General features: G+C 65.9%; 23 protein-coding genes. 12 read left to right on the top strand and 11 right to left on the bottom strand.

Features of this window, described 5'->3' with window-relative positions; genetic code table 11:
- Positions 1-195 precede the first annotated feature (195 nt).
- Positions 196-891: a hemolysin III family protein gene (locus I6F38_RS12570; protein WP_028334953.1), complete on the bottom strand. Its 696-nt coding sequence runs from the start codon at positions 889-891 to the stop codon at positions 196-198.
- Between the two features lie 193 nt (positions 892-1,084).
- Here I6F38_RS12570 and I6F38_RS12565 point away from each other — a divergent pair, with 193 nt between their 5' ends.
- Complete coding sequence (locus I6F38_RS12565; RefSeq protein WP_225160542.1) at positions 1,085-2,548, top strand: YcjX family protein; 1,464 nt, start codon at positions 1,085-1,087, stop codon at positions 2,546-2,548.
- Positions 2,545-3,576, top strand: a complete 1,032-nt coding sequence (locus I6F38_RS12560) for a TIGR01620 family protein (protein ID WP_225160541.1) — start codon at positions 2,545-2,547, stop codon at positions 3,574-3,576. The genes I6F38_RS12565 and I6F38_RS12560 overlap by 4 nt, the downstream gene beginning before the upstream one ends.
- 114 nt (positions 3,577-3,690) lie before the next feature.
- On the opposite strand, the gene I6F38_RS12555 is transcribed toward I6F38_RS12560, so the two are convergent.
- On the bottom strand, positions 3,691-5,208 hold the full coding sequence (locus tag I6F38_RS12555; RefSeq protein WP_225160610.1) for a glycosyltransferase family 39 protein: 1,518 nt from the start codon (positions 5,206-5,208) through the stop codon (positions 3,691-3,693).
- Between the two features lie 229 nt (positions 5,209-5,437).
- Here I6F38_RS12555 and I6F38_RS12550 point away from each other — a divergent pair, with 229 nt between their 5' ends.
- From I6F38_RS12550 to I6F38_RS12530, 5 genes are all read left to right on the top strand, one after another.
- A complete protein-coding gene (locus I6F38_RS12550) occupies positions 5,438-7,174 on the top strand; it encodes an adenylate/guanylate cyclase domain-containing protein (RefSeq protein ID WP_225160609.1) in 1,737 nt (578 codons plus the stop codon).
- A gap of 162 nt (positions 7,175-7,336) precedes the next feature.
- Positions 7,337-7,564 (top strand): hypothetical protein, encoded by a 228-nt coding sequence (locus I6F38_RS12545; protein WP_225160540.1) that lies wholly within the window; start codon positions 7,337-7,339, stop codon positions 7,562-7,564.
- Positions 7,565-7,772: 208 nt separating this feature from the next.
- Entirely contained in the window at positions 7,773-8,972 is a 1,200-nt protein-coding gene (locus I6F38_RS12540) for a molybdopterin-dependent oxidoreductase (RefSeq protein WP_225160539.1), read from the top strand.
- An 11-nt stretch (positions 8,973-8,983) separates the two neighbouring features.
- A complete protein-coding gene (locus I6F38_RS12535; protein ID WP_225160538.1) occupies positions 8,984-9,295 on the top strand; it encodes a cytochrome c in 312 nt (103 codons plus the stop codon).
- Between the two features lie 282 nt (positions 9,296-9,577).
- Positions 9,578-9,778 (top strand): cold-shock protein, encoded by a 201-nt coding sequence (locus I6F38_RS12530; protein WP_057019268.1) that lies wholly within the window; start codon positions 9,578-9,580, stop codon positions 9,776-9,778.
- 213 nt (positions 9,779-9,991) lie between these two features.
- Here the strand turns inward: I6F38_RS12530 and I6F38_RS12525 are convergent, their stop codons facing one another.
- The 3 genes from I6F38_RS12525 to I6F38_RS12515 all read right to left on the bottom strand — a co-directional run bounded on the left by I6F38_RS12525 (position 9,992) and on the right by I6F38_RS12515 (position 13,462).
- Positions 9,992-12,067: a tetratricopeptide repeat protein gene (locus I6F38_RS12525; protein WP_225160537.1), complete on the bottom strand. Its 2,076-nt coding sequence runs from the start codon at positions 12,065-12,067 to the stop codon at positions 9,992-9,994.
- Between the two features lie 205 nt (positions 12,068-12,272).
- Complete coding sequence (locus tag I6F38_RS12520; RefSeq protein WP_225160608.1) at positions 12,273-12,857, bottom strand: hypothetical protein; 585 nt, start codon at positions 12,855-12,857, stop codon at positions 12,273-12,275.
- A 143-nt stretch (positions 12,858-13,000) separates the two neighbouring features.
- A complete protein-coding gene (locus I6F38_RS12515) occupies positions 13,001-13,462 on the bottom strand; it encodes an Lrp/AsnC ligand binding domain-containing protein (RefSeq protein ID WP_038386239.1) in 462 nt (153 codons plus the stop codon).
- A 114-nt stretch (positions 13,463-13,576) separates the two neighbouring features.
- Here I6F38_RS12515 and putA point away from each other — a divergent pair, with 114 nt between their 5' ends.
- Both putA and I6F38_RS12505 read left to right on the top strand, forming a co-directional pair.
- Positions 13,577-16,585 (top strand): bifunctional proline dehydrogenase/L-glutamate gamma-semialdehyde dehydrogenase PutA, encoded by a 3,009-nt coding sequence (putA, locus tag I6F38_RS12510; protein ID WP_225160536.1) that lies wholly within the window; start codon positions 13,577-13,579, stop codon positions 16,583-16,585.
- A gap of 171 nt (positions 16,586-16,756) precedes the next feature.
- The gene (locus I6F38_RS12505; protein ID WP_225160535.1) at positions 16,757-17,962 is read left to right on the top strand and encodes a CoA transferase; all 1,206 of its coding nucleotides are present in this window, start codon (positions 16,757-16,759) and stop codon (positions 17,960-17,962) included.
- A gap of 26 nt (positions 17,963-17,988) precedes the next feature.
- Here the strand turns inward: I6F38_RS12505 and I6F38_RS12500 are convergent, their stop codons facing one another.
- The 3 genes from I6F38_RS12500 to I6F38_RS12490 form a co-directional block, all read right to left on the bottom strand.
- On the bottom strand, positions 17,989-18,153 hold the full coding sequence (locus tag I6F38_RS12500; RefSeq protein ID WP_225160534.1) for a hypothetical protein: 165 nt from the start codon (positions 18,151-18,153) through the stop codon (positions 17,989-17,991).
- A 99-nt stretch (positions 18,154-18,252) separates the two neighbouring features.
- Entirely contained in the window at positions 18,253-19,800 is a 1,548-nt protein-coding gene (locus tag I6F38_RS12495) for a hypothetical protein (RefSeq protein ID WP_225160533.1), read from the bottom strand.
- A 194-nt stretch (positions 19,801-19,994) separates the two neighbouring features.
- Positions 19,995-21,068, bottom strand: a complete 1,074-nt coding sequence (locus tag I6F38_RS12490; protein ID WP_225160532.1) for a hypothetical protein — start codon at positions 21,066-21,068, stop codon at positions 19,995-19,997.
- A gap of 204 nt (positions 21,069-21,272) precedes the next feature.
- Between I6F38_RS12490 and I6F38_RS12485 the strand changes: the two genes are divergently transcribed.
- From I6F38_RS12485 to I6F38_RS12475, 3 genes are all read left to right on the top strand, one after another.
- The gene (locus I6F38_RS12485) at positions 21,273-21,647 is read left to right on the top strand and encodes a cyclic nucleotide-binding domain-containing protein (RefSeq protein WP_018273297.1); all 375 of its coding nucleotides are present in this window, start codon (positions 21,273-21,275) and stop codon (positions 21,645-21,647) included.
- Positions 21,644-22,453 (top strand): MBL fold metallo-hydrolase, encoded by an 810-nt coding sequence (locus tag I6F38_RS12480; RefSeq protein ID WP_028334939.1) that lies wholly within the window; start codon positions 21,644-21,646, stop codon positions 22,451-22,453. Before I6F38_RS12485 ends, I6F38_RS12480 begins: the two co-directional genes overlap by 4 nt.
- A 138-nt stretch (positions 22,454-22,591) precedes the next feature.
- A complete protein-coding gene (locus I6F38_RS12475) occupies positions 22,592-23,206 on the top strand; it encodes a glutathione S-transferase family protein (RefSeq protein WP_225160531.1) in 615 nt (204 codons plus the stop codon).
- 132 nt (positions 23,207-23,338) lie between these two features.
- On the opposite strand, the gene I6F38_RS12470 is transcribed toward I6F38_RS12475, so the two are convergent.
- Genes I6F38_RS12470 through I6F38_RS12460 form a run of 3 tightly spaced genes read right to left on the bottom strand, consistent with a single transcriptional unit; the run spans position 23,339 to position 25,371 of the window.
- On the bottom strand, positions 23,339-23,833 hold the full coding sequence (locus I6F38_RS12470) for a TPM domain-containing protein (protein WP_225160530.1): 495 nt from the start codon (positions 23,831-23,833) through the stop codon (positions 23,339-23,341).
- Between the two features lie 2 nt (positions 23,834-23,835).
- A complete protein-coding gene (locus I6F38_RS12465; RefSeq protein ID WP_225160529.1) occupies positions 23,836-24,732 on the bottom strand; it encodes a YgcG family protein in 897 nt (298 codons plus the stop codon).
- A 21-nt stretch (positions 24,733-24,753) separates the two neighbouring features.
- Positions 24,754-25,371 carry a LemA family protein gene (locus I6F38_RS12460; RefSeq protein WP_028334935.1) on the bottom strand — a complete coding sequence of 206 codons (618 nt, stop codon included), beginning with the start codon at positions 25,369-25,371 and terminating at the stop codon, positions 24,754-24,756.
- Positions 25,372-25,472: the final 101 nt, after the last annotated feature.

Raw genomic sequence — 25,472 nt, 5'->3', positions numbered from 1 at the left:
CTTCCGTCATCCTGAGGAGCGCGACGCGCGTCTCGAAGGATGAACGGCCCGGCTGGGGGCCGTCGACCCTTCGAGACGCCGCTGCGCGGCTCCTCCAGCGACAACGGCTTCGCCGTTGCGCGGGGGTGACGGTGTGAGGGCTGAATGCGCCTATCACGAAACATGATAGCCCATTCGCCGCAGATGGCGAGAACTTCAGCTCGCCAGCACGACGTCAAACACCGCCGTGTAGTGGCAGGCAGCCCCGAGCAGCACGAAGCAGTGCCAGATCGCGTTCTGGAAGCGTAGCCGCCGCCAGGAGTGGAAGATCACGCCCAGGCTGTAGAGAATACCGCCGGCCAGCACGAAGCCGAGCGCCATCGCCGGCAGCGCCTTCACGACGCGGTCGTAGAGCATGATGCCGCTCCAGCCCATCGCAAGGTAGAGTCCGACCGAGAGCCGGTCGAAGCGGCCGGGATAGCGCAGCTTGAGCCAGATCCCGACGATCGCCACGCACCACACCCCGACCAGCAGCGCGATCGCGAAGGTGCTGTCCTTCAGTTCCACGATGAACGGCGTGTAAGTCGCGGCGATCAGCAGATAGATCGCGGAGTGATCGAAGCGGCGCAGCACCCATTTGGCGCGCGAGACCGGCCACAGATTATAGGTCGCCGACAGCACCAGCATCGCGAGCAGGCCGGCGACATAGACCGACACCACGGCGATGTCGAACGGGCCGGCATAGACCGCGGTCAGCACGATCAGCGCGGTGGCGGCGACCAGCCCGAAAGCGACGCCGACGAGATGGACGACGCCGTCGGCGATCAGCTCGGCACGGTCGTAGTTCCACAGCGCGGCGCCGGCCGCGTGGATCGAGGTCGAGGCAAGTTGCTTCAGGCGGAAGACCGTCATGCAGGCTTTCCCGTGGGCCGATGGACGATGGGGAGCGCGGGTGGTGTGACGCGTTCAATTCCCGTGCCCCCGACAACCCCTCGCCTGCAAAGGCGCCGGAAATGTGAAGCTTGATTTTGGCCCGATAATCGCCACCTTGCGGGTGATCGCCCGCCCCTTTTGGTCCCTCCTGCCGGGTTTTCGTTAACCCTCCATGCCCCCCAGCTTCTCTGATATCGTCGACGAAGCCCGTCTCTCGGCGCGGGCGCTGCTCGACTACGGCGAGGGGTTCTTCAACCCGACGGTGCGGCTCGGCGTCACCGGCCTGTCGCGCGCCGGCAAGACCGTGTTCATCACCGCGCTGGTGCACGGCCTGACCCGCGGCGGCCGCTTCCCGGTGTTCGAGGCCTATGCCTCGGGGCGGATCGCGCGCGCCTATCTCGCCCCGCAGCCCGACGATGCGGTGCCGCGCTTCGCCTATGAGAACCATGTCCGGACATTGGTCGAGGAGCGACGCTGGCCGAGCTCGACCACCGACATCTCCGAGCTCCGTCTCGTGATCGAGTATCAGCGGCAAAATGGCGCGGACCGCACGCTGACCCTCGATATCGTCGACTATCCCGGCGAGTGGCTGCTCGATCTGCCGCTGCTCAACAAGAGCTACGAGCAATGGTCGGCGGAGAGCCTTGCGCTGTCGCGCGAGCCGCTGCGCGCAAAACTCGCGGCACCCTGGCACGCCCATCTCGCGACGCTGAAGCCCGAGGCCAAGGAGGACGAGCAGGCCGCGCTCACCGAAGCACGCCTGTTCACCGACTATCTGCGCGCCTGCCGCGACGAGCGCTTCGCGATGAGCCTGTTGCCACCCGGCCGCTTCCTGATGCCCGGCAATCTCGCCGACACGCCGGCACTCACCTTTGCGCCGCTCGACGTGCCCGCAGGCGGCAGCGCGGGTGACGGCTCGCTATGGGCGATGATGCGGCGGCGCTTTGAAGCCTACAAGGACGTCGTGGTGCGGCCGTTCTTCCGCGACCATTTCGCGCGGCTCGACCGCCAGATCGTGCTGGCCGATGCGCTCGCCGCATTCAATGCCGGCCCCGAGGCGCTGCACGATCTCGAGGCCGCGCTCGCCGGCATTCTCGACTGCTTCCGGATCGGCCGCAGCACGATCCTGAGCGCGCTGTTCCGGCCGCGCATCGACCGCATCCTGTTCGCGGCCACCAAGGCCGACCATCTGCACCACCAGAGCCACGACCGGCTGGAGGCCGTGCTGCGGCGGATCGTGACCAAGGCCGCCGAGCGCGCCGAGTATGCCGGCGCCGACATCGACGTCGTCGCACTCGCCGCGGTGCGCGCCACGCGCGAGGCGCAGGTCCAGCGCGGGCGCGACCGGCTGCCGTCGATCCTCGGCACGCCGGCGCCGGGCGAGGTCGCCAATGGCGAGCGGCTCGACGGCGAGACGGAAGTTGCGACCTTTCCCGGCGACCTGCCCGACAATCCGGAGGAGCTGTTCAACGGCGGCTTCCGCGGCCTCTCAAGCTCGGACACAGAGGCCGCGGACTACCGCTTCCTGCGCTTCCGTCCGCCAAAGCTGGAACGAAACGGCGATGCAGAGCCGGCGCTGCCTCACATCCGCCTTGACCGCGCTCTCCAGTTCCTGATCGGAGACAGACTGCAATGAACGAGAAGACGCCCCCGCGGCGGCCGGCGACGTTCAAGCTCGACGATCCCGGCGTGGTCGTGATGGATCCGGACGACGGCAGCCGCCTCACCCGCGGCACGATCCAGATCGTGCCCGAGGCCGAGCCCGCGCAGCTCCCGGTCCCGGTTGATATGCCGCTGGTGCCGGCGCGCCGCGGCTTCCGCTGGGGGACGCTGTTCTGGAGCGCGGTCGCGGGCCTCGTGGTGCTCGGCACCGGACTTGGCGTGATCAACCTGGTCGAGGATCTGTTCGCACGCAATGAAGGCCTCGGCGTCCTCGGGCTGGGACTCGCCGTCATCGCCGCGGTTGCGCTCGCCGTCGTGACCACGCGCGAGCTCGTCGGTCTGGCGCGGCTTGCGACGATCGAGAAGCTGCATCTGCGCGCCGCCGAGGTACTGATCAGCGACGACCGGGCCGCGAGCCGCGCGATCGTTGCCGACCTGCTCAAGCTCGCGCACCAGACTCCGCAGCTTGCCCGCGCCCGCAGCGCGCTGCAGAGCCACACCGACGACATCATCGACGGCGCCGACATGATCCGCCTCGCCGAGCGCGAGCTGATGACGCCGCTCGACGAGGAGGCGCGGCGGCTGGTGTCTTCAGCCGCGCAGCGCGTCTCGGTCGTCACCGCGGTCAGCCCGCGCGCGCTGTTCGACGTGCTGTTCGTGTTCGTGGCGAGCTTGCGGATGATCCGGCAGCTGGCGCGGCTCTATGGCGGCCGGCCCGGCGCGCTCGGCATGATCCGCCTGCTGCGCCACGTCATCGCGCATCTCGCCATCACCGGCGGCATGGCCGCCAGCGACAGCCTGATCCAGCAGATGCTCGGTCACGGCATCGCGGCAAAACTGTCACAACGCCTCGGCGAAGGCATGCTCAACGGCCTGTTGACCGCCCGGCTCGGCCTCGCCGCGATCGACGTCACCCGCCCGCTTCCCTTCAACGCCCTGCCGCGCCCGGCGCTAACGGATCTCGCGAAAGACTTGATCCGCAAGCGCGAGGAAGAGGAATGAGGTGCTTGCCTCGCCGCGCTTGCGGGGAGAGGCCGGAATTTTCGCGAAGCGCAAATTCCAGGTGAGGGGGAGTCTCCGCGAGACCAACTCTTGCCGTCCCCGTGGAGACCCCCCTCATCCCGACCTTCTCCCCGCAAGCGGGGAGAAGGAGGAGGCCAGCACGCGCCAGCGGAAGAAGGTGGTGTCCGGCGGCGGCGACAGATCGGGGGTCCAGCCGCTGATCTTCTCCAGCGCATAGGTGTCCATCACCATGCCACGCCAGCTGCGCGTCACGCGCTCCAGCGGCTGGCGCACCGCTGATGTCTTGCTCCACAGCGGCAGATTGTTCTCGGGCTCGCGCCCGACATAAATGCCGGCGTGATCGCGGATCTTGCTCATGCCGGGATCGGCAAAGCCCTGGAAGCGGCCGCGCTCGTTGATTTCGATGACCGTCACCTTCCCGCGCAGCAACCAGCGCAGCATCGCATAGGTGCGGTAATCCGTTGTCGCGACCCAGGTCGCGCCGGTCGCCTCAACCTGCGCCAGCGTGCGCGCAGCCACCACATCGTAGCCCGCCTCGGTGCCGATCGGATCGGTGCGGCCGATCAGATTCCACGGCGCAAACATGTAATAGAGGAAGACGCAGACGACGAACACGATGCCCGTGGTGATCGCGGTCCGCGCCCAATAGACCGTCGATTTGACAAGCCCGACCGACCAGCCCTCGGACGGCATCCGCGTGACGTTGATGGCAACCGCCGCGAAGCCGGCCGGCCACAGGAACATCGGCCAGGTGTCGCCGACCCGCAGCGTCAAGGACTTCCAGAGGAAGTAGATGAACGGCACCAAGACCGCGGTCGCCAGCAGGATCGCAACCGGCTCGCGCTTGCGATAGCCGCGCCATGCCGTCAGCGCGGTGCCGAACAGCGTCACCGGCAGCAGCACGAAGCCGACCAGGCCGAACTGCATGCCGACGAATTCGCCGACGGTGCGCAGCGTGAAGGCGCGCTCGGCGGTGGCGCGCACCGCCTGGAAGCGGAACGAGGCCCAGTCGTGCCCGGCATTCCAGATCAGCACCGGCGCGAACACGATAATCGCGATCAGCGCGGCAAGATACGGATACGGGCTGCGCAGCCAGCGCCAGCGCCAATCCGGCACCAGCGCAAAGGCGAGCACCGCCGGCGCGAACATGATCGCGGTGAATTTCGACAGCAGCGCCAGCCCGGCAAACAGCCCCGCGGCGAGCCACCAGCGACCGTCACCACTTTGCGCAAGCCGGACCAGCGCCCACAGCATCGCGACCGAAAACGGGATCAGCGCCGTGTCGGGCGCGACCTTGGCCATCAAGAGGCCGTAATACAGCGCCGCCTCCGGCAGCAGCAGCGCCAGCATCACGGCGCGGACGTTGTTGGCCGTCACGCGGCGGACGATGTCGGCGAGCAGGAGCTGGGTGGCCAGCATCGCCACGATGCCGCCGAGGCGGACGCCGAGATTGGTGTCGCCGAGGATCGCGGTGCCGAAGCGGATGAACCAGGCGACCATCGGGGGATGGTCGAGGAACGACAGCACGTTTTCCTTCGACCAGGTCCAGTAGTAGGCCTCGTCGGTGCGCAGATCGAGCGCATGGGCGTAGACCAGCCGCATCGCGGTCATCGCAACGATCACGGCGATGACGCCCCGCCAATCCGGCGCGCGCGAACGGGCCGGCTTAACGCTGTTGTTATCGGCTCCAGGTTCGGCTTGGGCTATCGTCACGGCGCGCTTTTTGTTCGACTCTTAACGGAGTGTCAACGTGCCGCGCGGCCCGCTCTCACGGCTGGTCCGGACCCGCGGTGGTGTTCAGCGCGGGAATTAACCACTAGACTTGCCGATCATGAATCACATGGCCTCCCCCTCGCGCGAGCATTTGCAGGACATGGCCCGCGGTATCGGCCTGCGGCAGGTCCGCATCGTCACGGGGGCGATCATGTTCGCCTACCTGATCAGCCATTTCCTCAACCACGCGCTCGGCAATATCTCGACGGAGGCGATGGCGATCGGGGTCTACTACCACACCGAATTCTGGCAGTTCCTGCCGGTCGCGATCGTGTTCTACGGCGCCTGCCTGGTGCATACCGGGCTCGGCATCTGGGCGCTCTACCAGCGCCGCGAGTTCCACTGGAAGGCGATCGAGCCGCTGCAGCTGACGCTCGGTCTCAGCATCCCGATGCTGATCGTCGCCCACGTCGTCGGCGTACGGCTCGGCCAGACCCTGTACGGGCAAGAGAAGCTCTACCCCCAGGAGCTGTACACCTTCTTCATCGCCTCGCCGAACCGGCTGTGGCAGATGCTGGCGGTGCTGGTGATCGCCTGGGTGCATGGCTGCATCGGCCTGTATTTCTGGCTGCGGCTGCGTCCGTTCTTCAAGCGCGCCGCGCCGTTCCTGCTCGCTGGAGCCGTGCTGATCCCGACCCTGGCGATGCTCGGCATCTACCAGGGCGGCCGCGCCACGATCGCGGATTATCAAGATCCCGACTGGCGGCGCGAGGAGCTGTCGGTGCAGAAGCTCGGCACGGCGGCGCAGGGGACCACGCTCGAGAAGATCACTGACGGCCTGACCATCGGCTATCTCGGCCTGCTCGGCCTCGTGCTGCTGGCGCGCGGCGCGCGGGCCCTGCTGGAGCGCCGCGGCGGCATGATCGCGCTGTCCTACGGCAACGGCCGCACGCTGCGGGTACCGAAGGGATTGAGCGTGCTGGAAGCAAGCCTGCGCTACAACGTGCCGCATGCGAGCGTCTGCGGCGGCCGCGCACGCTGCTCGACCTGCCGCATCCGCATCATCGGCGATCACGCAGGATTGCCCGAGCCCTCGCCGCGCGAAGCCTTCGTGCTGCACCGGGTCGGCAATGACGATCCGTCGATCCGGCTGGCCTGCCAGTTGCGGCCCACCGCCGACCTGAATTTCTTCCAGCTGTTCCTGCCGAGCACGACGTCGGCCAACGCGCACGCCGCCAATCCGGCACGGGTCGGCCAGGAGCGCTATCTGGTCAGCATGTTCGTCGACATGCGCGGCTCGACGCAGCTTGCCGAGAAGCGGCTGCCGTTCGACACCGTGTTCATCGTCAACCGCTTCCTCGGCGCGGTGTCGCAGGCGGTGCTGGAGGCAGGCGGGCGGCCCAACCAGTTCATCGGCGACGGCATGCTGGCGCTGTTCGGGCTTGCCACCGACCGGCAGGTGGCCTGCCGCCAGGCGTTGCGCGCGGCGGCGCTGATCGCAACCCATATCGACGAGCTGAACCAGTTCCTGAGCCACGATCTGCGCGAGCCGATCCGCTTCGGCATCGGCATCCATGGCGGCGAGGTGATCGTCGGCGATATCGGCTATCGCGACCACATGGTGTTCACGGCGCTCGGCGATGCCGTCAACGTCGCGGCACGGCTGCAGGACATGACCAAGGCGCTGGCCTGCGAGGCGATCATCTCGGACGAGGTGCGCGTCACCGCCGGGCTGGCCGACGATGCCCTGCCGGCGCAGGAGGTCGCGATCCGCGGCCGCAACGAGCCGATGACCGTGCGCACGGTCGAAAAGACGCAGCTCCTGTCGACGCTGGTCGACGACCGGCGTGCCGTCGCGGCCTGACCGGTTCATCTCCGCTTCAGCCCAATGTGACCTGCCGCACATCCGACGGTGCGTTCAGCAGAGATGCTCGAACGTGCCCGGTGCCGGATGCGACTGACTGGCGATGGGTAACACTGCAACCGCGCCGCGACAGAGCTCAACGCGCATCTGAAGGAGAAGACCATGTTTCGCAAAGTCACGCTCGCTCTCGCCACTGTCGCAACCCTCGGTGCCGCCGCGCTGGCGCCGACCGCAGCTTCCGCCAAGCCGTTCTTCTGGCATCCGCATCACCATCACTTCTGGGGTGGCCCGGGCATTGCCGTCGGCTTCGTCGACTCCGGCTGCTACGCCACCCGCCTGGTGCTGACGCCCTACGGCTATCGCTATCGCACCGTGAACGTCTGCTACTGATCGAACCTTCTACTGGGATGGAAACGCCCCGGTCGTCCACGCGACCGGGGCTTTTCGTTGTTGCGACGCAACGCTGCGAAAGCTCAATTGACTTGCCGTTCCCCGGTGCGACATTTGGACAGCGCGCATTCCGCGATGCGAAGGCGCGCAAGGCGATCTGGGCCTGGTGATGACCGGCTCACGACAGAACAGCTTCGGAGGAAGCGGAATGCTCGATCGACGAGACTTGATGAAGCGCGCCGGATTGGCCGCTTTGGTGACGGGGCTGGGATCAAGGGGCGCATTCGCCCTCGACACCGTGACGCTACCCTTTGGCAATGGCGAGCGGCCGCTGGTGCGCTACCCGCAAAAGCGCCCGATGATCGGCCTGACCGCCCGCCCGCCGCAGCTGGAAACGCCGTTTGCGGTCTTCAACGACGGCCCGATCACGCCGAACAATGCGTTCTTCGTGCGCTATCATCTGGCAGACCTCCCCTACAATCTCGATCCGGACAAGTTCACGCTGGAGATCAAGGGCAAGGTCGACAAGCCGCTGAAGCTGTCGCTGAAGGACATCAGGAAGCTGAAGGCGACCGATATCGTTGCCGTCAACCAGTGCTCCGGCAACAGCCGCGGCTTCTTCAGTCCGCGCGTCGCCGGCGGCCAGCTCGGCAACGGCGCGATGGGCTGCGCGCGCTGGCACGGCGTGCCGCTGAAGACCGTGCTCGACATGGCCGGCGTGCAGGCCGGAGCCAAGCAGGTCACCTTCAACGGCATGGATGGTCCGGTCAGCGACAAGACGCCGGATTTCGTCAAGGCGCTCGACATCGACCACGCACGCGACGGCGAGGTGATGCTGGCCTGGGGCATGAACGGCGAGGACCTGCCGTTCCTCAACGGCTTCCCGCTCCGCCTCGTGGTGCCCGGCTATTACGGCACCTATTGGGTGAAGCACCTCAACGAGATCGCCGTGATCGACAACGTGTTCGAGGGCTTCTGGATGAAGTCCGCCTACCGGATACCGGATACGCCGAACAATGCGGTCGAGCCCGGCACCGCACCGAAGGCGACGATCCCGATCAATCGCTTCACGGTGCGCTCGTTCATCACCAGCGTTGCCGACGGCGCCAAGCTGAAGGCCGGCCGCACCATGTTGCGCGGCATCGCCTTCGACGGCGGTAAAGGCATCAAGGAGGTGATGGTCTCGACCGACGGCGGCAAGAGCTGGACGCCGGCCAAGCTCGGCAAGGACCTCGGCAAATACGCCTTCCGCGAATGGAAGTTGCCGGTGAAGCTCGCGGCCGGTCCCGCAGAGCTGAAGGTGCGCGCCACCAACAATGCCGGCGACACCCAGCCGACGGATCCGTTGTGGAATCCGGCCGGCTATCTGCGCAACGTCGTCGAAACCGTGCGCGTCACCGCAGCGTGAGGAGAAGCATCATGACCAGCAAGCTGCTTCCATCCCTCGCCGCGATCGCCGCGCTGTCGATCGGCGCCGCCATCGCCGCGCCCGTGAACTACACGGTCCCCGAGGAGACCGCGACCTTCAAGCCGGGCCCCAACCTCGAGGTGGTGCAAAACAACTGCACCGCCTGCCACTCGGCCGACTACATCAAGACCCAGCCTCAGGGCGAGAAGTTCAAGAAGGATTTTTGGCAGGCCGAGGTGACCAAGATGATCAAGGTCTACGGTGCGCCGATCGACGAAGCCGACGTCGGCAAGATCGTCGAATACCTCTCCGCGACCTATTGAGACGCCGACGGTCGATCCCCGCGCGCCGGCCGAAAAGGCAGCGCGCGGGACGATCGATCCAGTTCGGTACATTGGAACCGATCCGTTTTTGCAGCGCATCAATTGACCACGAAACGGGCAATCCGGCGTAAAACCCCCGCAAAGCGGGTTGTTTCCGGTCAAAAACACACCGTCGTTTGATCTACCCAGCTTTTTTCAAACTGCTATCCTGTCGTTGCGGACAAGCCGGTTTTGCGGGGACCGACTGGTCTGTTTTCGATTGATTCCGCGGAGACGACTGGAATGCCCAAAGGTACAGTGAAGTGGTTCAACCCGACCAAGGGTTATGGATTCATCCAGCCCGCATCGGGCGGCAAGGACATTTTCGTTCATATTTCAGCAGTTCAGAAGGCTGGCCTTCAGACCCTCAACGAAGGTCAGTCGGTTGAATACGAAGAGATTGCAAATCGCGGCAAGACGTCAGCCGAAAATCTCAAGGTCTAGCGTCACAGCGCCAGATCCGGCGGCGCACTCTCGGACGCCATCCGGGAGTGGGGGCCGATCCACACACCAGACAACGTGACGTTCGGCGGGGCGGGCACGATGCCCGCGCGCCATGGCGTTGAACTATATGGCGTTGAACTATTTCGGCGGCCACCGCTCGCGCGCCGACGACTGCCTTTTGCGCCGGGAAGCGCGCGGCTGCGCATTGCAGCATCACAGGCACGTGCCGCTCTGGCCGTTGCCGCACGGCACCCGCTTCGACAGCTGCTGAACCTTGCGCTTCGACTCGGCCTGCGCCAGCACGTCGAACACGCTTGACGGGGTGAGCTGCGTGGCCTTGCGGAAGTCCTCGGTCGCCTTGTCGACATGGTTGAGCGCCTCATGCGCCTTGGCGCGGGCGAACAGGCCCTCAACCGTCTCCTTCTGCGCAATCGCCCGGTCGAGATCCTCGACCGCCTTGTCGTAGTTGCGCAACGCCGACCAGGTGATGCCGCGCAATGTCAACGCCGGCTGATAATCGGGTCGCGCAGAGAGGATGAAGTTGAGATCCTTCATCGCGTTATCCGGCTTCTTCAGCCCGAGATAGGCCCGGGCGCGCAGCACATGCGGGAAGGCATCGTTGGGCGCCCGCGTGATGATCTGGTCGAAGGCGGCAATGGCGCGGTCGTACTGGGACGAGGTCAACATCGCGAGCCCGCGGCCGAGCTGTGCCGTCGGATTGTTCGGGCTTCGCTCCAGCACAGCGTCAATATCGACCAGTCCCTCATCTGCGCGCCCCTTGAGCATCAACGCGAGGCCGCGCCACGATTTGGCGATCAGATTGGTCGGCACCAGCGCTAGCGCCTGATCGAAATCCAGGAGCGCCTTGTCGAGCTGGTTGAGGCCGATATGAGCGAGCCCACGCTCGGTGAAAGCGAGCGTCTCCTTGGGATTGAGCGAGATCGAATGATCGTAGTCGGCGAGCGCGTCCTGCACCTTGCCGGTGCCGGCCTTGACGAGGCCGCGCGCCAGATACGCCAACGAATTGTTCTGATCGAGCGTGATGGCACGGCCGGCGTCGGCCATCGCTTGATCGAACTGCCGCGTGCCGGCGGCATTGAGCGCGCGGGCCGCCAGCAGCTGCGGATCGTCCGGCTTGACCTTGAGCAGGGCATTGAGATCGTTGCGCGCGTCCGCCGACCGGCCGAGCTTTGAATAGGCCAGTGCACGCAGGCGCAGCGCAGCCTCGTTGCGGGGATCGCCGCCCAGCACCTGGGTGAGATTGGCAACGGCGCCTGCGTAGTTGCCCTGTGCGACGAGCTGCTTGGCCTGCTCGACCTGCTGGTTACCCGCCGCCGGCGCAGCTGGCCGCGCCGGCGACGCGCCTGGAGCCGGTGCGGCCAGCTGCGGCGGCGCGGCGCCGCCTGCTGCCTTGGCGAGTTCGGCCTGCATCGTGGCCGCCTGCTGGCGCTGCAGCTGGATCTCCTTGTTGTCGGGAAGAACCGTCAACAGTCGGTCGAAGTCGACAATCGCGCGGGCATAGTCGCCCTTGGCGCTGTAGAGCTGGGCACGGGCGAAATAGGCGTTGCGCTCGGCCTGCGGCGCCTGCGCGATCGCACGCGAGAAATCCTCGATCGCTTTATCCATGTCGCCCTTGCGGCGATAGGCCTGACCCCGCCAGTAGAACGCATTCGGCGTGCCGGCGTTGACGGCAATCGCGGTGTTGGCGTCGGCCAGCGCCGCATCGGGCTGTCCGGTTTCGACATAGGCCCGCGCACGCCCGACACGGGCAGCGGGAAGATCCTGCCGCAACGTGATCGCCTGGTCGTAATCCGAGATCGCATCGCTCCAGGCGTGCTGGTCGGCGCGCAGATTGCCGCGCGCCAGGAAGCCGAACGGGTTCTTCGGCTCGAGTTCGATCGCGCGATCGAAGTCGGCGCGGGCCTGATCCGCGCTACCCTTGCGTTGCTGGACATAGCCGCGCGCGATCAGCGCCGGCACGAATTGTCCATTCAGCTGCACCGCCGCATCGGCATCGCTGAGCGCCTGATCGATCTTGCCGCGCGCGATGTGAAATCGCGAGCGGCCGGTGAAGGCCTTGGTGCGGTCCTCCGTGGAGCGTGCGGTATCGTTGATGATGCCCGAGCACGCCGCCTCGGCCTTGTCCGTCGGCGGCCCGCTGCAATCCTCGACATCGCCCGCGCGGGCCGGACCGGCGAGCACGGGCCAAAGTAGCAGCGCAAGCGCCAGCAGCTGTGGGAAACGAACGCCGCGGGTGGCGGCATCAATGCAGATCGAACGTGAACGCATATGGTAGCCTCGGGTTGACCGAATGCTGCCGGTGTTAACGCGTCACTTGGTTCTTATGGTGATCGGCACTGAACGTATTTTTTGGAACCATATCGTGCGAAGCTATTGTTCGAATCCTGGCATTCGGTTCCCAGCGTCACGCGGCGCTATCCCTGCGATCAATGAGAATGGAACAGCGCGGAACGCAGCTGCGACGCTCAGCCGTTCAATCTTCCGTCACCCATTTGGCGACGGTCATGACATCAGGCGGTTGCAGATAGCCGCGGGGCCAGAGATCGACCGCCCATTCCACCTTGGTCGCGCGCTCGACGAGAACGGCGGTGTTGTGCGGCGTTTGCGCCAACGAAAATCCGCGGTAGTGGGGATCCCCGACGTCATGAAACCTGAACAGGTTCCACGCCTGCATCACCAGCATCAGGCTGGTCGTGTTCCGCGTCGTGTCCCAGCAATCATAATTGTGTTTGTCGTCGTTGGCGCGGAAATCCGCTTTCGCCACGCGCTTGTCGGTGCCGAGGATCGGCCCCATGCGCCGGTCGAACCAGATCACGGCCTTTTGCACGGCCGCGCGTTCGGCGGCGGCATTGGCGCGGCCCGTTGCCATGATCTTGGCCAGGGCCGCCCGGTCGGCTGCGCTGAAGTCGAGCATCTCGCGACGCCGGCAGACGAAGCCGTAACAGACGGTCATCCCCGTCGCCGACGGCGGATAGATCGAGACCGAGGTGTAGAGCTGCAGGATGCCGGAGCTGAGCTCGGCCGCGCGGGCCGGCATGGCCGACGGCAACGACAGCATGAGCACAGCAAGCGCGCCGGCAAATCCGGCCCGCTTCATTCGTATCGGCTGATCAGCGTCTTTCATGAACCACCGCCCCAACTCGACCAAAGGATTATCGCGGGCGTGTCGCGATGCCAAGACATCCGGCGCATGGCTGTGGATCAGACCGGCAGCGGCGCGTCGCGCTTGACTTCCTCCATCACCGCGTAGGTTCGCGTCTCGCGCACACCCGGCAGCGCCAGCAGGGTCTCGCCGAGAAACCTGCGATAGGCGGTCATGTTGGCGACCCGCGCCTTGACCAGATAGTCGAAGCCGCCGGCCACCATGTGACACTCGAGCACTTCCGGCGCGGTCTGGACCGCCCTGGCGAACTTCTCGAATACATCGGGCGTGGTCTTGTCGAGCAGCACCTCGACAAACACCAGCAGACCAAGCCCGAGCCGGTGCGGATTGAGCCGGGCGCCATAGCCCTCGACGAAGCCGTCGCGCTGCAGCCGCTTCAACCGTTCGCCGACCGAGGTCGGCGACAGGCCGATCCTTTCCGCCAACTCCACATTGGCAATCCGGCCATCCCCTTGCAGGATCGAGAGGATTTTGCGGTCAGTCTTGTCGATTTCTGTCATATCTACGGTAATTCTCGAATTGATCCTGATTTTCTAAGGCAAATCTGCTAATTTGTCTATCGAACTACAGTTCACTAACGCGTACGTGTTCCCACACAATCTCAAGGAACCGCCATGCCAGACCCGTTGCCGCTCCCGCCCCCGTTCAGCGCGCCGTATGCGCCAGACGACAGCGCCATCGCCGCCCGCCTGCGCCAGGACGCGACGCTCGGCGCGGAGGCGGAGGCACGGATCGACCGCACCGCGACGCGCCTGATCGAGGCGATCCGGGCCAATGACGATCCGCTCGGCGGGGTCGAGGACATGTTGCGGGAGTTCGCGCTGTCGACCAAGGAGGGGCTGGCGCTGATGGTGCTGGCGGAGGCGCTGCTGCGGGTACCGGACGCGCGTACGGCCGACCAGTTCATCGAGGACAAGCTCGGTCAGGGCGACTTCGTCAACCACGAGACCAGATCGAGCGCGTTCCTGGTCAACGCCTCGGCCTGGGCGCTCGGCATGTCGGCGCGCGTGATCCAGCCCGGTGAGACGCCGCAGGGCACGATCGGGCGGCTGACGAAGCGACTCGGTGCGCCGGCGGTGCGCGCCGCGACACGGCAGGCGATGCGGCTGATGGGTAGCCATTTCGTGCTCGGCGAGACCATCGAGGCGGCGCTGTCGCGCGCGCAATCGCACACGGCGCGCGGCTCGCGCTATTCGTTCGACATGCTCGGCGAGGGTGCGCGCACCGCCGACGATGCCCATCGCTATTTCGAATCCTACGCCCGCGCGATCGAGGCGATCGGCAAGGCGGCCGGCGACCAGCCCCTGCCCGACCGGCCCGGCATCTCGGTGAAACTCTCCGCGTTGCACCCACGCTTCGAGGCGGTGAGCCACACGCGGGTGATGACCGAGCTGGTGCCGCAACTGATCGATCTCGCGCGCCGCGCCAAGGCATTCGACCTCAACTTCACCGTCGATGCCGAGGAGGCCGACCGGCTGGAGCTGTCGCTCGACGTCATCGCCGCCGCATTCGCCGACCCTTCGCTCGCCGGCTGGAGCGGCTTTGGCCTCGCGATCCAAGCCTATCAGAAGCGCGCCGCCGCCGTCATCGACTATGTCGACGCGCTGACGCGTGCGCTGGATCGCAGGATGATGGTGCGCCTGGTCAAGGGCGCCTATTGGGACACCGAGATCAAGCGCGCACAGGAGCGGGGGCTCGACGGCTATCCGGTGTTCACCCGCAAGGCGATGACCGACATGAACTACGTCGCCTGCGCGCGCAAGCTGCTGGCGCTGCGGCCGCGGCTGTTTCCGCAATTCGCCACCCACAACGCGCTGACGGTCGCGACCATCCTCGAACTCGCCGACGATTCCTTGAGCTTCGAATTCCAGCGGCTGCACGGCATGGGCGAGGCACTCTACGCCCAGCTCGGCGAGGACAGGCCGGAGATCGCCCACCGCACCTATGCGCCGGTCGGCAGCCACCGCGACCTGCTCGCCTATCTGGTGCGGCGGCTGCTCGAGAACGGCGCCAACTCGTCCTTCGTGGCACTGGCCGCGGACAATCGTGTGTCCATCCTGGACCTGCTGCGCCGCCCAGCCGAGATCATCGGCGCTGACGACAAGGCGTCGCACGCAGCGATTCCGTTGCCGGCCGAGCTTTATCGGCCGCAGCGCGAGAATTCGCACGGCATCGAGTTCGGCGAGCGCAAGGCGCTCGACACGATGACATCGGCGATCGCGGCCGAGCGGAACGTCCCGCCTTCCGTCACCCCATCAACCACCGAGCAGGCGAATGCCGCCGTTGCCGCGGCGCGCCGCGGCTTCAAGGCCTGGAACGCCACGCCGGCGACAAAACGCGCGGCGATCCTGGACAAGGCCGCCGACCTGCTCGAGCAGCGCCGCGCCCATTTCCTCGCTCTGCTGCAAAGCGAGGGCGGCAAGACGCTCGACGACGCGCTATCGGAAGTGCGCGAGGCGATCGACTTCTGCCGCTATTATGCCGCGCTGGGGCAAAAGCTGTTCGGCGAAGGCGAGACGATGCCCGGCCCGACCGGCGAAAGCAATGTGCTGGAGCTGCACGGCCGCGGCGCGTTCGTCGCGATCTCGCCGTGGAATTTCCCGCTCGCGATCTTCCTCGGCCAGGTGACGGCGGCATTGATGGCGGGCAATGCGGTGATCGCAAAGCCGGCCGAGCAGACGCCGCGCATCGCAGCCGAAGCGGTTGCCCTGCTGCATCAGGCCGGCGTGCCGCCATCGGCGCTGCATCTGGTCCAGGGCGAGGGCGCGGTCGGCGCCGCGCTGGTGGCGCATCCCGCCATTGCCGGGGTCGTCTTCACCGGCTCGACGGAGGTCGCGCGGTCGATCAACCGCACGCTCGCGGCCAAGGACGGCCCGATCGTGCCGCTGATCGCGGAAACCGGCGGCATCAATGCCATGATCGTCGATGCCACCGCGCTGCCCGAGCAGGTCGCCGACGACGTCGTGACCTCGGCGTTCCGCTCCGCCGGCCAGCGCTGCTCGGCGCTGCGGCTGTTGTTCGTACAGGACGACGTCGCGGACCGCATGATCGAGATGATCGCCGGCGCCGCGCGCGAATTGAAGATCGGTGACCCCTCCGAACCGTCGACGCATATCGGACCGGTGATCGATGCCGACGCCAAGCAGCGGCTCGATGCGCATATCGCGCAAATGAAGCAGGAGGCGCGCGTGCATCTCGCCGGCGAGGCGCCGGCAGGCAATTTCGTCGCGCCGCACATCTTCGAGCTGTCGGCGGCCGGGCAATTGAAGGAAGAGGTGTTCGGCCCGATCCTGCACGTGGTGCGCTACCGCGCCGACAAGCTCGGCGAGGTGCTGAGCGCGATCGAGACGACCGGCTTCGGGCTGACGCTCGGCATCCATTCCCGCATCGACGACACGATCGAGCACGTGATCGACCGCCTCCAGGTCGGCAATATCTATGTCAACCGCAACATGATCGGCGCGGTGGTCGGCGTGCAGCCGTTCGGCGGCAGCGGTCTTTCCGGCACCGGCCCCAAGGCCGGCGGTCCGCATTACCTCGCGCGCTTCGCCACCGAGCAGACGATCACCATCAACACCGCCGCCGCGGGCGGCAATGCGGCGCTGATGGCGGGGGTGGAGTAATACTCATCACCGACATGTCATTCCGGCATGGTGCATGGGCGCCAGGTCCGGAATGACTTGGTTGCATCGTGCCCCCCAGATGGGTCAAATGGCGGTCCGATCGGGATCATTGCTTGCGATAATTCCAGCTACCGGAAAAACACCAACAAGCGCCACGGGAGCGACGGCACGATGGAAAAAGGCATTTTTGACGGGCTCAAGGTCCTGGACTGCGCGAGCTTCATCGCGGCACCCGCGGCCGCCACCGTGCTGTCCGACTTCGGCGCCGACGTCATCAAGATCGAGCCGCCCGGCGCCGGCGATCCCTATCGCAATCTGCCCAATCTGCCCGGCTATCCATCGAGCGAGCACAATTTCGCGTGGATGCTGGAGGCCCGCAACAAGAAGAGCCTCGCGCTCGACCTCACCAAGCCTGACGCGCAACAGGTGCTGTACAAGCTCGTCGCCGAGGCCGACGTGTTCATCACCAACATGCCGCCGCAGGTGCGCCAGAAGCTCGGCATCACCTACGACCATCTTGCCCATCTCAACGACCGGCTGATCTACGCGTCCTTCACCGGCTATGGCGAGAGGGGCGAAGAGGCCAACAAGCCCGGCTTCGACTCCAACGCCTATTGGGCCCGCTCCGGCCTGATGGATCTGGTGCGCGCCGACGAGGAGACCACGCCGGCCCGTTCCGTCGCCGGCATGGGCGATCATCCCTGCGCGATGGCGTTCTACGGCGCGATCGTCACCGCGCTGTTCCAGCGCGAGAAGACCGGCAAGGGCTCGCACGTCTCGACCAATCTGATGGCCAACGGCGTCTGGGCCAATGGCGTGCTGGCGCAGGCCAAGCTCGCCGGCGCCAAGTTCAAGAAGCGCAAGCCGCGCGAAGAGGCGCTGAACGCGGTCACCAACCACTACAAGTGCAAGGACGGCCGCTGGCTGATCCTGTCGCTGCTCAACGAAGACCGGCAATGGCCGACGCTGGCGCGCTGCATGGGCCGCGAGGACCTCGTCGCCGATCCCCGCTTCGCCACCAAGGCGGACCGCCATGCGCGCTCGGTCGAGCTGATCAAGATCTTCGACGAGGTGTTCGCCGGCAAGGACCTCGCCGAATGGCGCAATATCCTCGACGGCAATGGTCTCGTGTTCGGCGTCGTCGGCATCCTCGACGACATCCCGAACGACAAGCAGATGATCGAGAACGAGGTGCTGGTGCGGTTCGAGAACGACACCATGCTGACTGTCAACAGCCCGATCTTCATCGACGGCGCGAGGAAGGTGCAGCCGCGCAAGCCGCCCGAGGTCGGCGAGCATTCCGACGAAATCCTGCGCCAAGCCGGCTACGACGAGGCCACGATCCAGAAGCTGCGCGCGTCAGGCGCGGTGGCGTAGCGGATCGATCTCCGTCGAGCGTCGCTTCAGCGCTTCATCCAGGCCCAGACCAGGGCCACCACAATGATGCCGAGGATGACCGCGAGCCCGATCGCCCAGCTGCTGACGCGGACGGCGCTGACCGCCTGACGCTCGGCCTCGTTGGCCGCGATCTCGCGGTCGCGCTGCTTGTCGTCCTCGGGAGCACTCATCGGCCGGTCTCCGCTCAAGGCTGGGCTGTCCGGGGCGTGGTCGCGACGCGGAATGTAGCATCAAATAATGACGCGCAGCCGCTTCGGTTCCGGCGGAAATCACCGCCCCTTCACGAAGCACATGCCGATGTGCGAGGCCTTCCCGGCCACCTGGCAGGCAAGGCCGTCGGCGCAGGTCCAGCCGCGGAAACTGCGGTCGCTCTCGGCGGGCCTCGCGCCCGGCAGATAGCAATGCGCGCCCCAGCCGTCGCTGTATTCGGTGCCGGCAAGCTCGGTGCTGCCGCGCAGCTGCGGCCGGTTGGAGAAGCCGCGCGAAAAGTCCGGCGCCTTGCCGTCGCGGAAGCTTGCAAGGATATCGCGGCGGCGAGGCTGGTCGCCGAAGAAATGCGGCGAGGCCGGCACCACGGTGGAGTTCGACGGCTTAGCCGCCATCCAGTCGACGCCGGGAAAATGGAAGCCGCCGATGCCGCGGGTCTGGTGACAGCCGGCGCAGGTGACATCGTTGAGGCGCCGCTCGAAGCCGGCCAGCGACTGGATATTCTGCAGCTTTGTTCCGTCGGCCGCAGCCTTCTGCAGGGCGCCGACGACGTCACCATCGGAGAACACCGCATTGCCGGCCGTGCCCTCGCCCTGCACCATGCCGAACTCGGGCTCCGGCTCGCTGACATCGAAACCGGTCGGCGTTGGCGCGACTGCTGCGGTCGCGAGGAAGCGATCGGGGATCAGCAAGGTGCCGCGATCGAGCTCGGCAAAATGCTTGGGGTCAAGCAGCCACGCCTTGAAGTCGCGCCTCAGTGCCCCGTCCGCCAGAATGCGGTCGCGATCGATCTGGTTCTCCAGCGGCGCTTCGGCAAACCGCTTTGCCGCGCCGTCATAATCGAACACTTTGAGCAGATAGTCGGTGCGGAAATCGCGCACCGCGGATTTCGGCGCGTGCGCGATCTGCAGATTGGTCTCGATACGATCGATATTGCGCGCATCGATCAGGTCGAGCGGACCATCCTTGCCGAGCAACTTCTCTATCGCCGGCGGCGCGCTGCCGGTCGCGAGCCAGCGTCGCGCGATTTCGCGGCAGCCGAGCGATGCGTCGTTGCCGTCGCCCTTCGCCTTCAGCACGAGGTTCAGCGTCATCGGCAGCCGTTGCGACACCGCGTTCTCGCCGATCGGCGGCACATCGGTACGGGTCAGCCGGTAGATCAGCCGGATCTCGCCGCAATCTTTCGGCGCCACATAGGCGCGGTCCATGCGGTTGACGATGCCTGACAGCACGAAGCGGACGTCGGGGGATTCAAGCAGCGCCCGGTCGAACAGCTGAAACGCAAAGCCGTCGCCGACGCCAATGTTCTCGTTCGGCAGGCTTGCCTTATGTTTTGCGACGTAGCGATCGAATTCGCGATCCAGCGCCTCGCGCACCGGAACCATCGCGGCGAGCCCGAACAGATCACGGTTGGACAGCGGCGTGTCGGCGGAACGCTCCGGCGCGAGCATCCGGCCGAGGTTGAAGCGGCCGTGATCGAGCTCGCGCAGGATGGCGGGATCGATGACCGCCGCGCCGCGCTCGAGCGCGCGATCCTCGGCGGCACGTGCAGGCGCGGCGCTGCAGAGCAGAACGGACATCACCAGAAGGCATTTCAGCGCGCGGCTCATGCCCCCACTAACACCGCGCGGCAAACCCTATTCAAGAAAAAAGGCGCTTCACATCGTGGTGAAGCGCCTTGGTGTTGTCGTGTTGCGGAGATCATAGCGTTTTCGAGCGAAGTGGACCCCGGTTCGCGTGAAGAAAACGCGTCCAAACGATGAGCTAGAGCTTCGGTTCTGATTCAATCAGAACCGAAAATGCTCTAGCGCGAAACGATCAGGCCCTTGCTGGTGACGACCACCCAACGGCCATCCTGCTTACGGATGGCGTCGACACGGCCGAGGCCCGGGACGGGGTCGCCGGCGTAAACCTCGTAGATGCCGCCGCGGCCTTCGATCAGCGCGCCGCCATTGCCGACGTCGCGCAGCGACCAGCCGTCGACCACCGGCAGGCGGCCGACCTCGGGCCTGGGGGCGGGCGGCGCCGCCGCGGCAGTCGCCGGGGTGATCGAGCCCGTGACCTCGCGGGCGGGCGTCGCCGCGGCGACGGTGGTCTGCGGCGCGGCGCGGAGCTTGTCGACCGCCTCGCTGAGCTTGTTGAGCTTGGCCATCGGCTCGGCCTGGGCCTTCTCGACCTTCTCGATCCGGTCATTGGTCTTGCTGAACTGAGCCTGGCCGGCCTTGGCGGTCTGCTCGACGCTGGCCTTCAGCGCGGCGACATCGGATTCGATCCGGGCGAGCGCGGCATCGGCCGCCTCCTTGTTGGCGGCGGCGTCCTTGGCAGCCACATCCCTGACGGAGGCAGCAGCGGGGGCGGCGAGATGGCCCAGCCCCGCGGTCGCGAGCGCACCGCCGATGGCGCCGGCCACGGTCGCCAGCGCGATCACCGCGGCCATCGCGCCGATCCGGCGCGTGCCGGCCGGCTTGCCCGCCGCCTTGGCCGCCTGTTCGGCGCCTGGCCTGGATGCCGTCGCCTCATGGTCCCAGGTGCGGTCACCCGGCGCCATGATCATCAGCTTGCCCGGAAAATGCGGCTCTTCCCGCTTGCCGGTCGCGACCCTGGGCACGTCCATATTGGTCGGCTCGACCTTGGCCTCGACCTTCGGCTCGATCATGGACTCGATCTTGGGCTCGATCTTGGGCGGTTCAACCTTCGAGGGTTCAACCTTGGGAGCGTCCATCCGGGGCCCGTCCGCCTTTGGCGACGTCTCTTCCTGCTCGGGCGCAAGTCGGGGAGCTTCGACACCGGTCGCGGCCATCACGGGCTCGCTTTTCGCCGCCATTTCGGCGCCGGTTTGACCGCTGACCGGCTCGCTCTGCTGCTCACTCACGTTCAAAGTCTCCAGACTAGGTTGACAATTCGGTAACTTTTATTGCTTGCGAAATGGTTACCCCGCTCCGCCATTACCTAAATTTTAGGGAGTTTTCCGGGCCGGATTTGGGCGATGCTGCCCTGCGGCAATCTGCGCCGCTTCCGTTTGCGCGCGGCGCTTTCCCGATTAACATACCGTCATCTTCCAGCCAGAAGGCAGGAGAGCACCATGACGATCGAGAAATGCATCAAGGAATTTGGTGTCGATGACGTCATCTTTGAGGAAGGCTCGACCGGCCGCGAGCTGTTTGTCGTGCTCGACGGCAAGGTCGACATCGCCAAGATCGATCGCGGAAACAAGACTGTTATCGTCAGCCTCGGCAAGGGCGAGTTCTTCGGCGAGATGGCCGTGATCGACGGCTCGGCGCGCTCGGCGACCGCGATCGCTTCCGCGCCCGCAACGCGGGTGATGCGGATCAACCACGCCCGCTTCGTCTACCTGGTCAGCCAGCAGCCGGCGTTCGCGCTGATGGTGATGGATGCGCTCTCGAAGCGCCTGCGCGCATCCAACGCGGTGACTTACCGGACGGCGGCAACCCCATGAGCGACCGCAAGCCAAGCCCGTTCAAGACGCTGTTCGACGCCGAGGTCGCAACGCTGATCCAGGCCGCCGACGACGTCTATCAGATCCGCTTCAAGAACCGTGCGGCGAACGCCTATCTGGTGCGCGGCAGCAAGCGGACCATCATGATCGACGTCGGACTGTCGAGCAATTATCCGTCGCTCGTCGCCTGTCTCAACCATCTCGGGGTGACGCCCGAGATGATCGACATGGTGGTGCTGAGCCATGAGCATCTCGACCACATCGGCGCGGCGTACCATTTCCACGGCAGCGCCTACATCGCCGCGCACCGGCTCGCCGCCAACAAGATCATGCTGCGCGACGATTTCTCGATGCTGCGCAAGATGTTCAACGAGCCGAACGTGCCGATCGATATCGACATCTGGCTCGAGGAAGGCAACCTGATCGACCTCGGCAATTTTCGCCTCAACGTGATGTACACGCCCGGCCACACCTCGGCCTGCATCACGCTGTTCGACCAGGACAAGGGCCTGCTGTTCGCCGCCGACACGCTGATGCCCGGCGGCGTGATGGGCGGCGTGTTCGGCTCCGGCTCGATCGCCGACTACATCCAGTCGCTGGAGCGGCTGAAGGGCCTCAACTCGAAGATCCTGCTGTCGGGACATGGCCGGCTGTCCGATACACCACAGGACGATGTCCGGATCGCGCTGCAGCGCTCGCACGGCCTGCTCGAGGACACCGCGCAACTGTTCGACGCGCTCGATGCGCGCTCGAATTTCGAGCCGATCATGCAGTCGGTGCGCGACCTCAACAAGCTCGACGATTGAGCTCAGTTCCTCCCCGTCGTTGCGAGCCAACGGGTCGCAATGACGTTCGGGCGACCGAGCGCCTTCACATTTGACAAATCCGCGCGCGGCCTGTTCAACAGCGGCAACAACAACGCTGAAGAAACGGGAGCGAGGATCATGAAGCTTTACGACTCGATCGGACCCAATCCGCGCATCGTGCGCATGTTCATGGCGGAGAAGGGCATCGAGATACCCAAACAGGCCGTCGACCTGCGCAAGGGCGAGAACCGCGAGACGGAACACCTGAAGCGCAATCCGCACGGCCAGATGCCGGCGCTCGAGCTCGACTGCGGCAACTTCCTCTCCGAGATCACGGCGATCTGCGAATATCTCGAGGAGAAGCACCCCTCGCCCGCGATGATCGGCACCACGCCGGAAGAGCGCGCGGAATGCCGGATGTGGACGCGCCGCGTCGATCTCAACATCGCCGAGCCGCTCGCCAACGGCTACCGCTTCGGCGAAGCGCTGAAATTCTTCGAGAAGCGCATTCCCGTTGCGCCCGAAGCCTCACCCGGCCTGAAGATGATCGCCGCCAACCGTATCAAGTGGCTGAACGACCAGATGGCCGACGGCCGCGACTACATCTGCGGCAAGCGCTTCACGCTCGCCGACATGCTGCTCTATTGCTGGCTCGATTTCGGCAACCAGGTCGGCCAGCCGCTGGACCAGTCGAACGCCAACATCGTTGCCTGGTTCAACCGCGTCGGCGCGCGGCCATCGGTGAAGGCGTAGACGCTCTCTCTACCGTCATTCCGGGGCGCGCGTAGCGCGAACCCGGAATCTCAAGCCATTACCTCTGGATTCCCCGATGCGCGATTGCGCATCTGAGGGTCGATGCTCTCGCATCGCCCCGGAATGACGAACTCAAATCACCACCGGCTTATCCGGCAGCTCATTCGGGCCGGCCGGAGGCGGGAAATGCTTTGCCAGCTCGCGCGACACCGCCTCGATCCCCTTGATCACGCCCTGCTCGAAGTGGCCGGCCCGGAAATCCGTTTCCATCGTGCGGCAGATCGCCTCCCAGCCGGCATGGCCGACCTTCGCGTCGATGCCGCGGTCGGCGACGATCTCGACGTCGCGGTCGGCGAGCAACAGATAGATCAGGACGCCATTGTTGTGATCGGTGTCCCAGATCCGCAAATGCGAGAACACGTCGAGCGCGCGCTCCCGTGCAGGCTGATTGCGGAACAGCGGCACACCGTCGAGCGCGCCCTCGACGACGAAACGGATCTGGCCGGAATGAGTGGCCTCGCCGGCCTTGATCGCTCGCTCGATGGCGTCGAGCACGCGCGGCGGAAAATCACGCCGCACCCGCCAGCGGTGTTCGAGCAGATGCTTGCCGATGCGCTTGATGCCCATGCCTACCAGCTCCCCGAGGCGCCGCCGCCGCCGAAGCTGCCGCCTCCGCCGCTGAAGCCGCCGCTATCGCTCGAGCTCGAGCCGCTGCTCCAGCCCCCGCCGCCGGACCAGCCGCCGGAATAACCGCCGCCGCGCCGGTACGGTCCCGAGCCTGCCGCCGGACCGCCGAAGTTCAATCCGCCGAAGATCAGCGCCGCGACGGCGGCGAACAGGCCGACCACCAGCGCCGTGGCGAGCGAGCCGGCTACCATCCAGGTGAAGACGCCGACGACACCGCCGGTCGCGACCGAGCCCAACAACCGCCCCAGTATCCCGCGCAACACGCCGGCCACGATGATGACGATAAAGATCGTCACCGGATTGGCGAAGTCGACCAGGTTCGGCCCTTGCCAATGCTCGGGCTCCGGCGCCGGCAATTGCTCGCCATCGATCAGGCGGATCATCCGGTCGACGCCGGCCGAGATGCCGCCGGCGAAATCGCCGGCCTTGAATTTCGGCGTGATGTCTTCGTCGATGATGCGATGGGTGACGGCATCGCTCAGCACGCCTTCGAGGCCATAGCCGACCTCGATGCGCAAGTGCCGGTCGTTCTTGGCGACGACAAGGAGCGCACCGTCGTCGACCTTCTTGCGCCCGATCTTCCAGGCCTCGGCCACGCGGATCGAGAATTGCTCGATGGTTTCCTCGCCCGTGGTCGGCACGATCAAGACCGCGATCTGGCTGCCCTTGCGGGCCTCCAGATCCTTCAGCCGGTCGGTCAGCGTCGCGACATCGCTCGCCGACAGCGTCCCGGTCTGGTCGACGACGCGGCCGGTGAGCGGAGGCACCGCGACCTCGGCCCACGCCGGGCACACGAAGCCCAGCAGGAAAGCGAGCAGGATGACGCGTGCGGCGGTCATCGCGATGCGCGCGCGCCGGCGCTATTTCGACGGCGCGGGGGCCGGTGACGGATTATTGAAATCGACCTTCGGCGCGGTCGATATTTCCTTTTCATTGTCGACCGTGAAGTTGGGCTTCTCCTTGTAGCCGAACGCCATCGCGGTCAGATTGTTCGGGAAGGTGCGGATGCCGACGTTGTAGTCCTGCACTGCCTTGATGTAGCGATTGCGCGCCACGGTGATGCGGTTCTCGGTGCCCTCGAGCTGCGCCATCAGATCGCGGAACAGCGCGTCCGATTTCAGCTGCGGATAATTTTCAGTCACGACCAGCAGCCGCGACAGCGCGCTGGTCAATTCTCCCTGCGCCTGTGTGAACTTCTGGAACGCGGCCGGGTCGTTGAGCACCTCGGGCGTTGCCTGGATGCTGCCGACCTTGGCGCGCGCGTTGGTGACGCCGAGCAGCACGTCCTTCTCCTGCTGCGCAAAGCCTTTCACGGAGTTGACCAGGTTGGGCACGAGATCGGCGCGCCGCTGGTACTGGTTCACCACCTCCGACCAGCTCGACTTGACCTGCTCGTCACTGGTCTGGATCGCGTTGTAGCCGCAGTTGGTCAGGCTCAATGTCGCCAGCGCTGCGAGCACGGTCCAAAGCTTGCGCATGAAGATGGTCCTCCCCGGGTGGATTCTGCGTCAGCGTAACAGATTTTCGCCGGATAATCCCGTGCGGCGGATTTCGCGGCTTCTTTTGCGGATGATGACGC

Source organism: Bradyrhizobium sp. BRP56 (genome assembly GCF_020194035.1).
In the GTDB taxonomy this organism is placed as follows: domain Bacteria; phylum Pseudomonadota; class Alphaproteobacteria; order Rhizobiales; family Xanthobacteraceae; genus Bradyrhizobium; species Bradyrhizobium australafricanum.
Note: the sequence above shows the minus strand (reverse complement) of the source record. Positions and strands in the feature narration are given on the sequence as shown.

What these genes read in the sequence shown, in the direction of transcription:
- I6F38_RS12570 (WP_028334953.1), bottom strand. Translation starts at nt 891, where the DNA reads ATGACGGTCTTCCGCCTGAAGCAACTTGCCTCGACCTCGATCCACGCG.
- I6F38_RS12565 (WP_225160542.1), top strand. Translation starts at nt 1,085, where the DNA reads ATGCCCCCCAGCTTCTCTGATATCGTCGACGAAGCCCGTCTCTCGGCG.
- I6F38_RS12560 (WP_225160541.1), top strand. Translation starts at nt 2,545, where the DNA reads ATGAACGAGAAGACGCCCCCGCGGCGGCCGGCGACGTTCAAGCTCGAC.
- I6F38_RS12555 (WP_225160610.1), bottom strand. Translation starts at nt 5,208, where the DNA reads ATGACCGCGATGCGGCTGGTCTACGCCCATGCGCTCGATCTGCGCACC.
- I6F38_RS12550 (WP_225160609.1), top strand. Translation starts at nt 5,438, where the DNA reads ATGGCCTCCCCCTCGCGCGAGCATTTGCAGGACATGGCCCGCGGTATC.
- I6F38_RS12545 (WP_225160540.1), top strand. Translation starts at nt 7,337, where the DNA reads ATGTTTCGCAAAGTCACGCTCGCTCTCGCCACTGTCGCAACCCTCGGT.
- I6F38_RS12540 (WP_225160539.1), top strand. Translation starts at nt 7,773, where the DNA reads ATGCTCGATCGACGAGACTTGATGAAGCGCGCCGGATTGGCCGCTTTG.
- I6F38_RS12535 (WP_225160538.1), top strand. Translation starts at nt 8,984, where the DNA reads ATGACCAGCAAGCTGCTTCCATCCCTCGCCGCGATCGCCGCGCTGTCG.
- I6F38_RS12530 (WP_057019268.1), top strand. Translation starts at nt 9,578, where the DNA reads ATGCCCAAAGGTACAGTGAAGTGGTTCAACCCGACCAAGGGTTATGGA.
- I6F38_RS12525 (WP_225160537.1), bottom strand. Translation starts at nt 12,067, where the DNA reads ATGCGTTCACGTTCGATCTGCATTGATGCCGCCACCCGCGGCGTTCGT.
- I6F38_RS12520 (WP_225160608.1), bottom strand. Translation starts at nt 12,857, where the DNA reads ATGCTGTCGTTGCCGTCGGCCATGCCGGCCCGCGCGGCCGAGCTCAGC.
- I6F38_RS12515 (WP_038386239.1), bottom strand. Translation starts at nt 13,462, where the DNA reads ATGACAGAAATCGACAAGACTGACCGCAAAATCCTCTCGATCCTGCAA.
- putA (WP_225160536.1), top strand. Translation starts at nt 13,577, where the DNA reads ATGCCAGACCCGTTGCCGCTCCCGCCCCCGTTCAGCGCGCCGTATGCG.
- I6F38_RS12505 (WP_225160535.1), top strand. Translation starts at nt 16,757, where the DNA reads ATGGAAAAAGGCATTTTTGACGGGCTCAAGGTCCTGGACTGCGCGAGC.
- I6F38_RS12500 (WP_225160534.1), bottom strand. Translation starts at nt 18,153, where the DNA reads ATGAGTGCTCCCGAGGACGACAAGCAGCGCGACCGCGAGATCGCGGCC.
- I6F38_RS12495 (WP_225160533.1), bottom strand. Translation starts at nt 19,800, where the DNA reads ATGAGCCGCGCGCTGAAATGCCTTCTGGTGATGTCCGTTCTGCTCTGC.
- I6F38_RS12485 (WP_018273297.1), top strand. Translation starts at nt 21,273, where the DNA reads ATGACGATCGAGAAATGCATCAAGGAATTTGGTGTCGATGACGTCATC.
- I6F38_RS12480 (WP_028334939.1), top strand. Translation starts at nt 21,644, where the DNA reads ATGAGCGACCGCAAGCCAAGCCCGTTCAAGACGCTGTTCGACGCCGAG.
- I6F38_RS12475 (WP_225160531.1), top strand. Translation starts at nt 22,592, where the DNA reads ATGAAGCTTTACGACTCGATCGGACCCAATCCGCGCATCGTGCGCATG.
- I6F38_RS12470 (WP_225160530.1), bottom strand. Translation starts at nt 23,833, where the DNA reads ATGGGCATCAAGCGCATCGGCAAGCATCTGCTCGAACACCGCTGGCGG.
- I6F38_RS12465 (WP_225160529.1), bottom strand. Translation starts at nt 24,732, where the DNA reads ATGACCGCCGCACGCGTCATCCTGCTCGCTTTCCTGCTGGGCTTCGTG.
- I6F38_RS12460 (WP_028334935.1), bottom strand. Translation starts at nt 25,371, where the DNA reads ATGCGCAAGCTTTGGACCGTGCTCGCAGCGCTGGCGACATTGAGCCTG.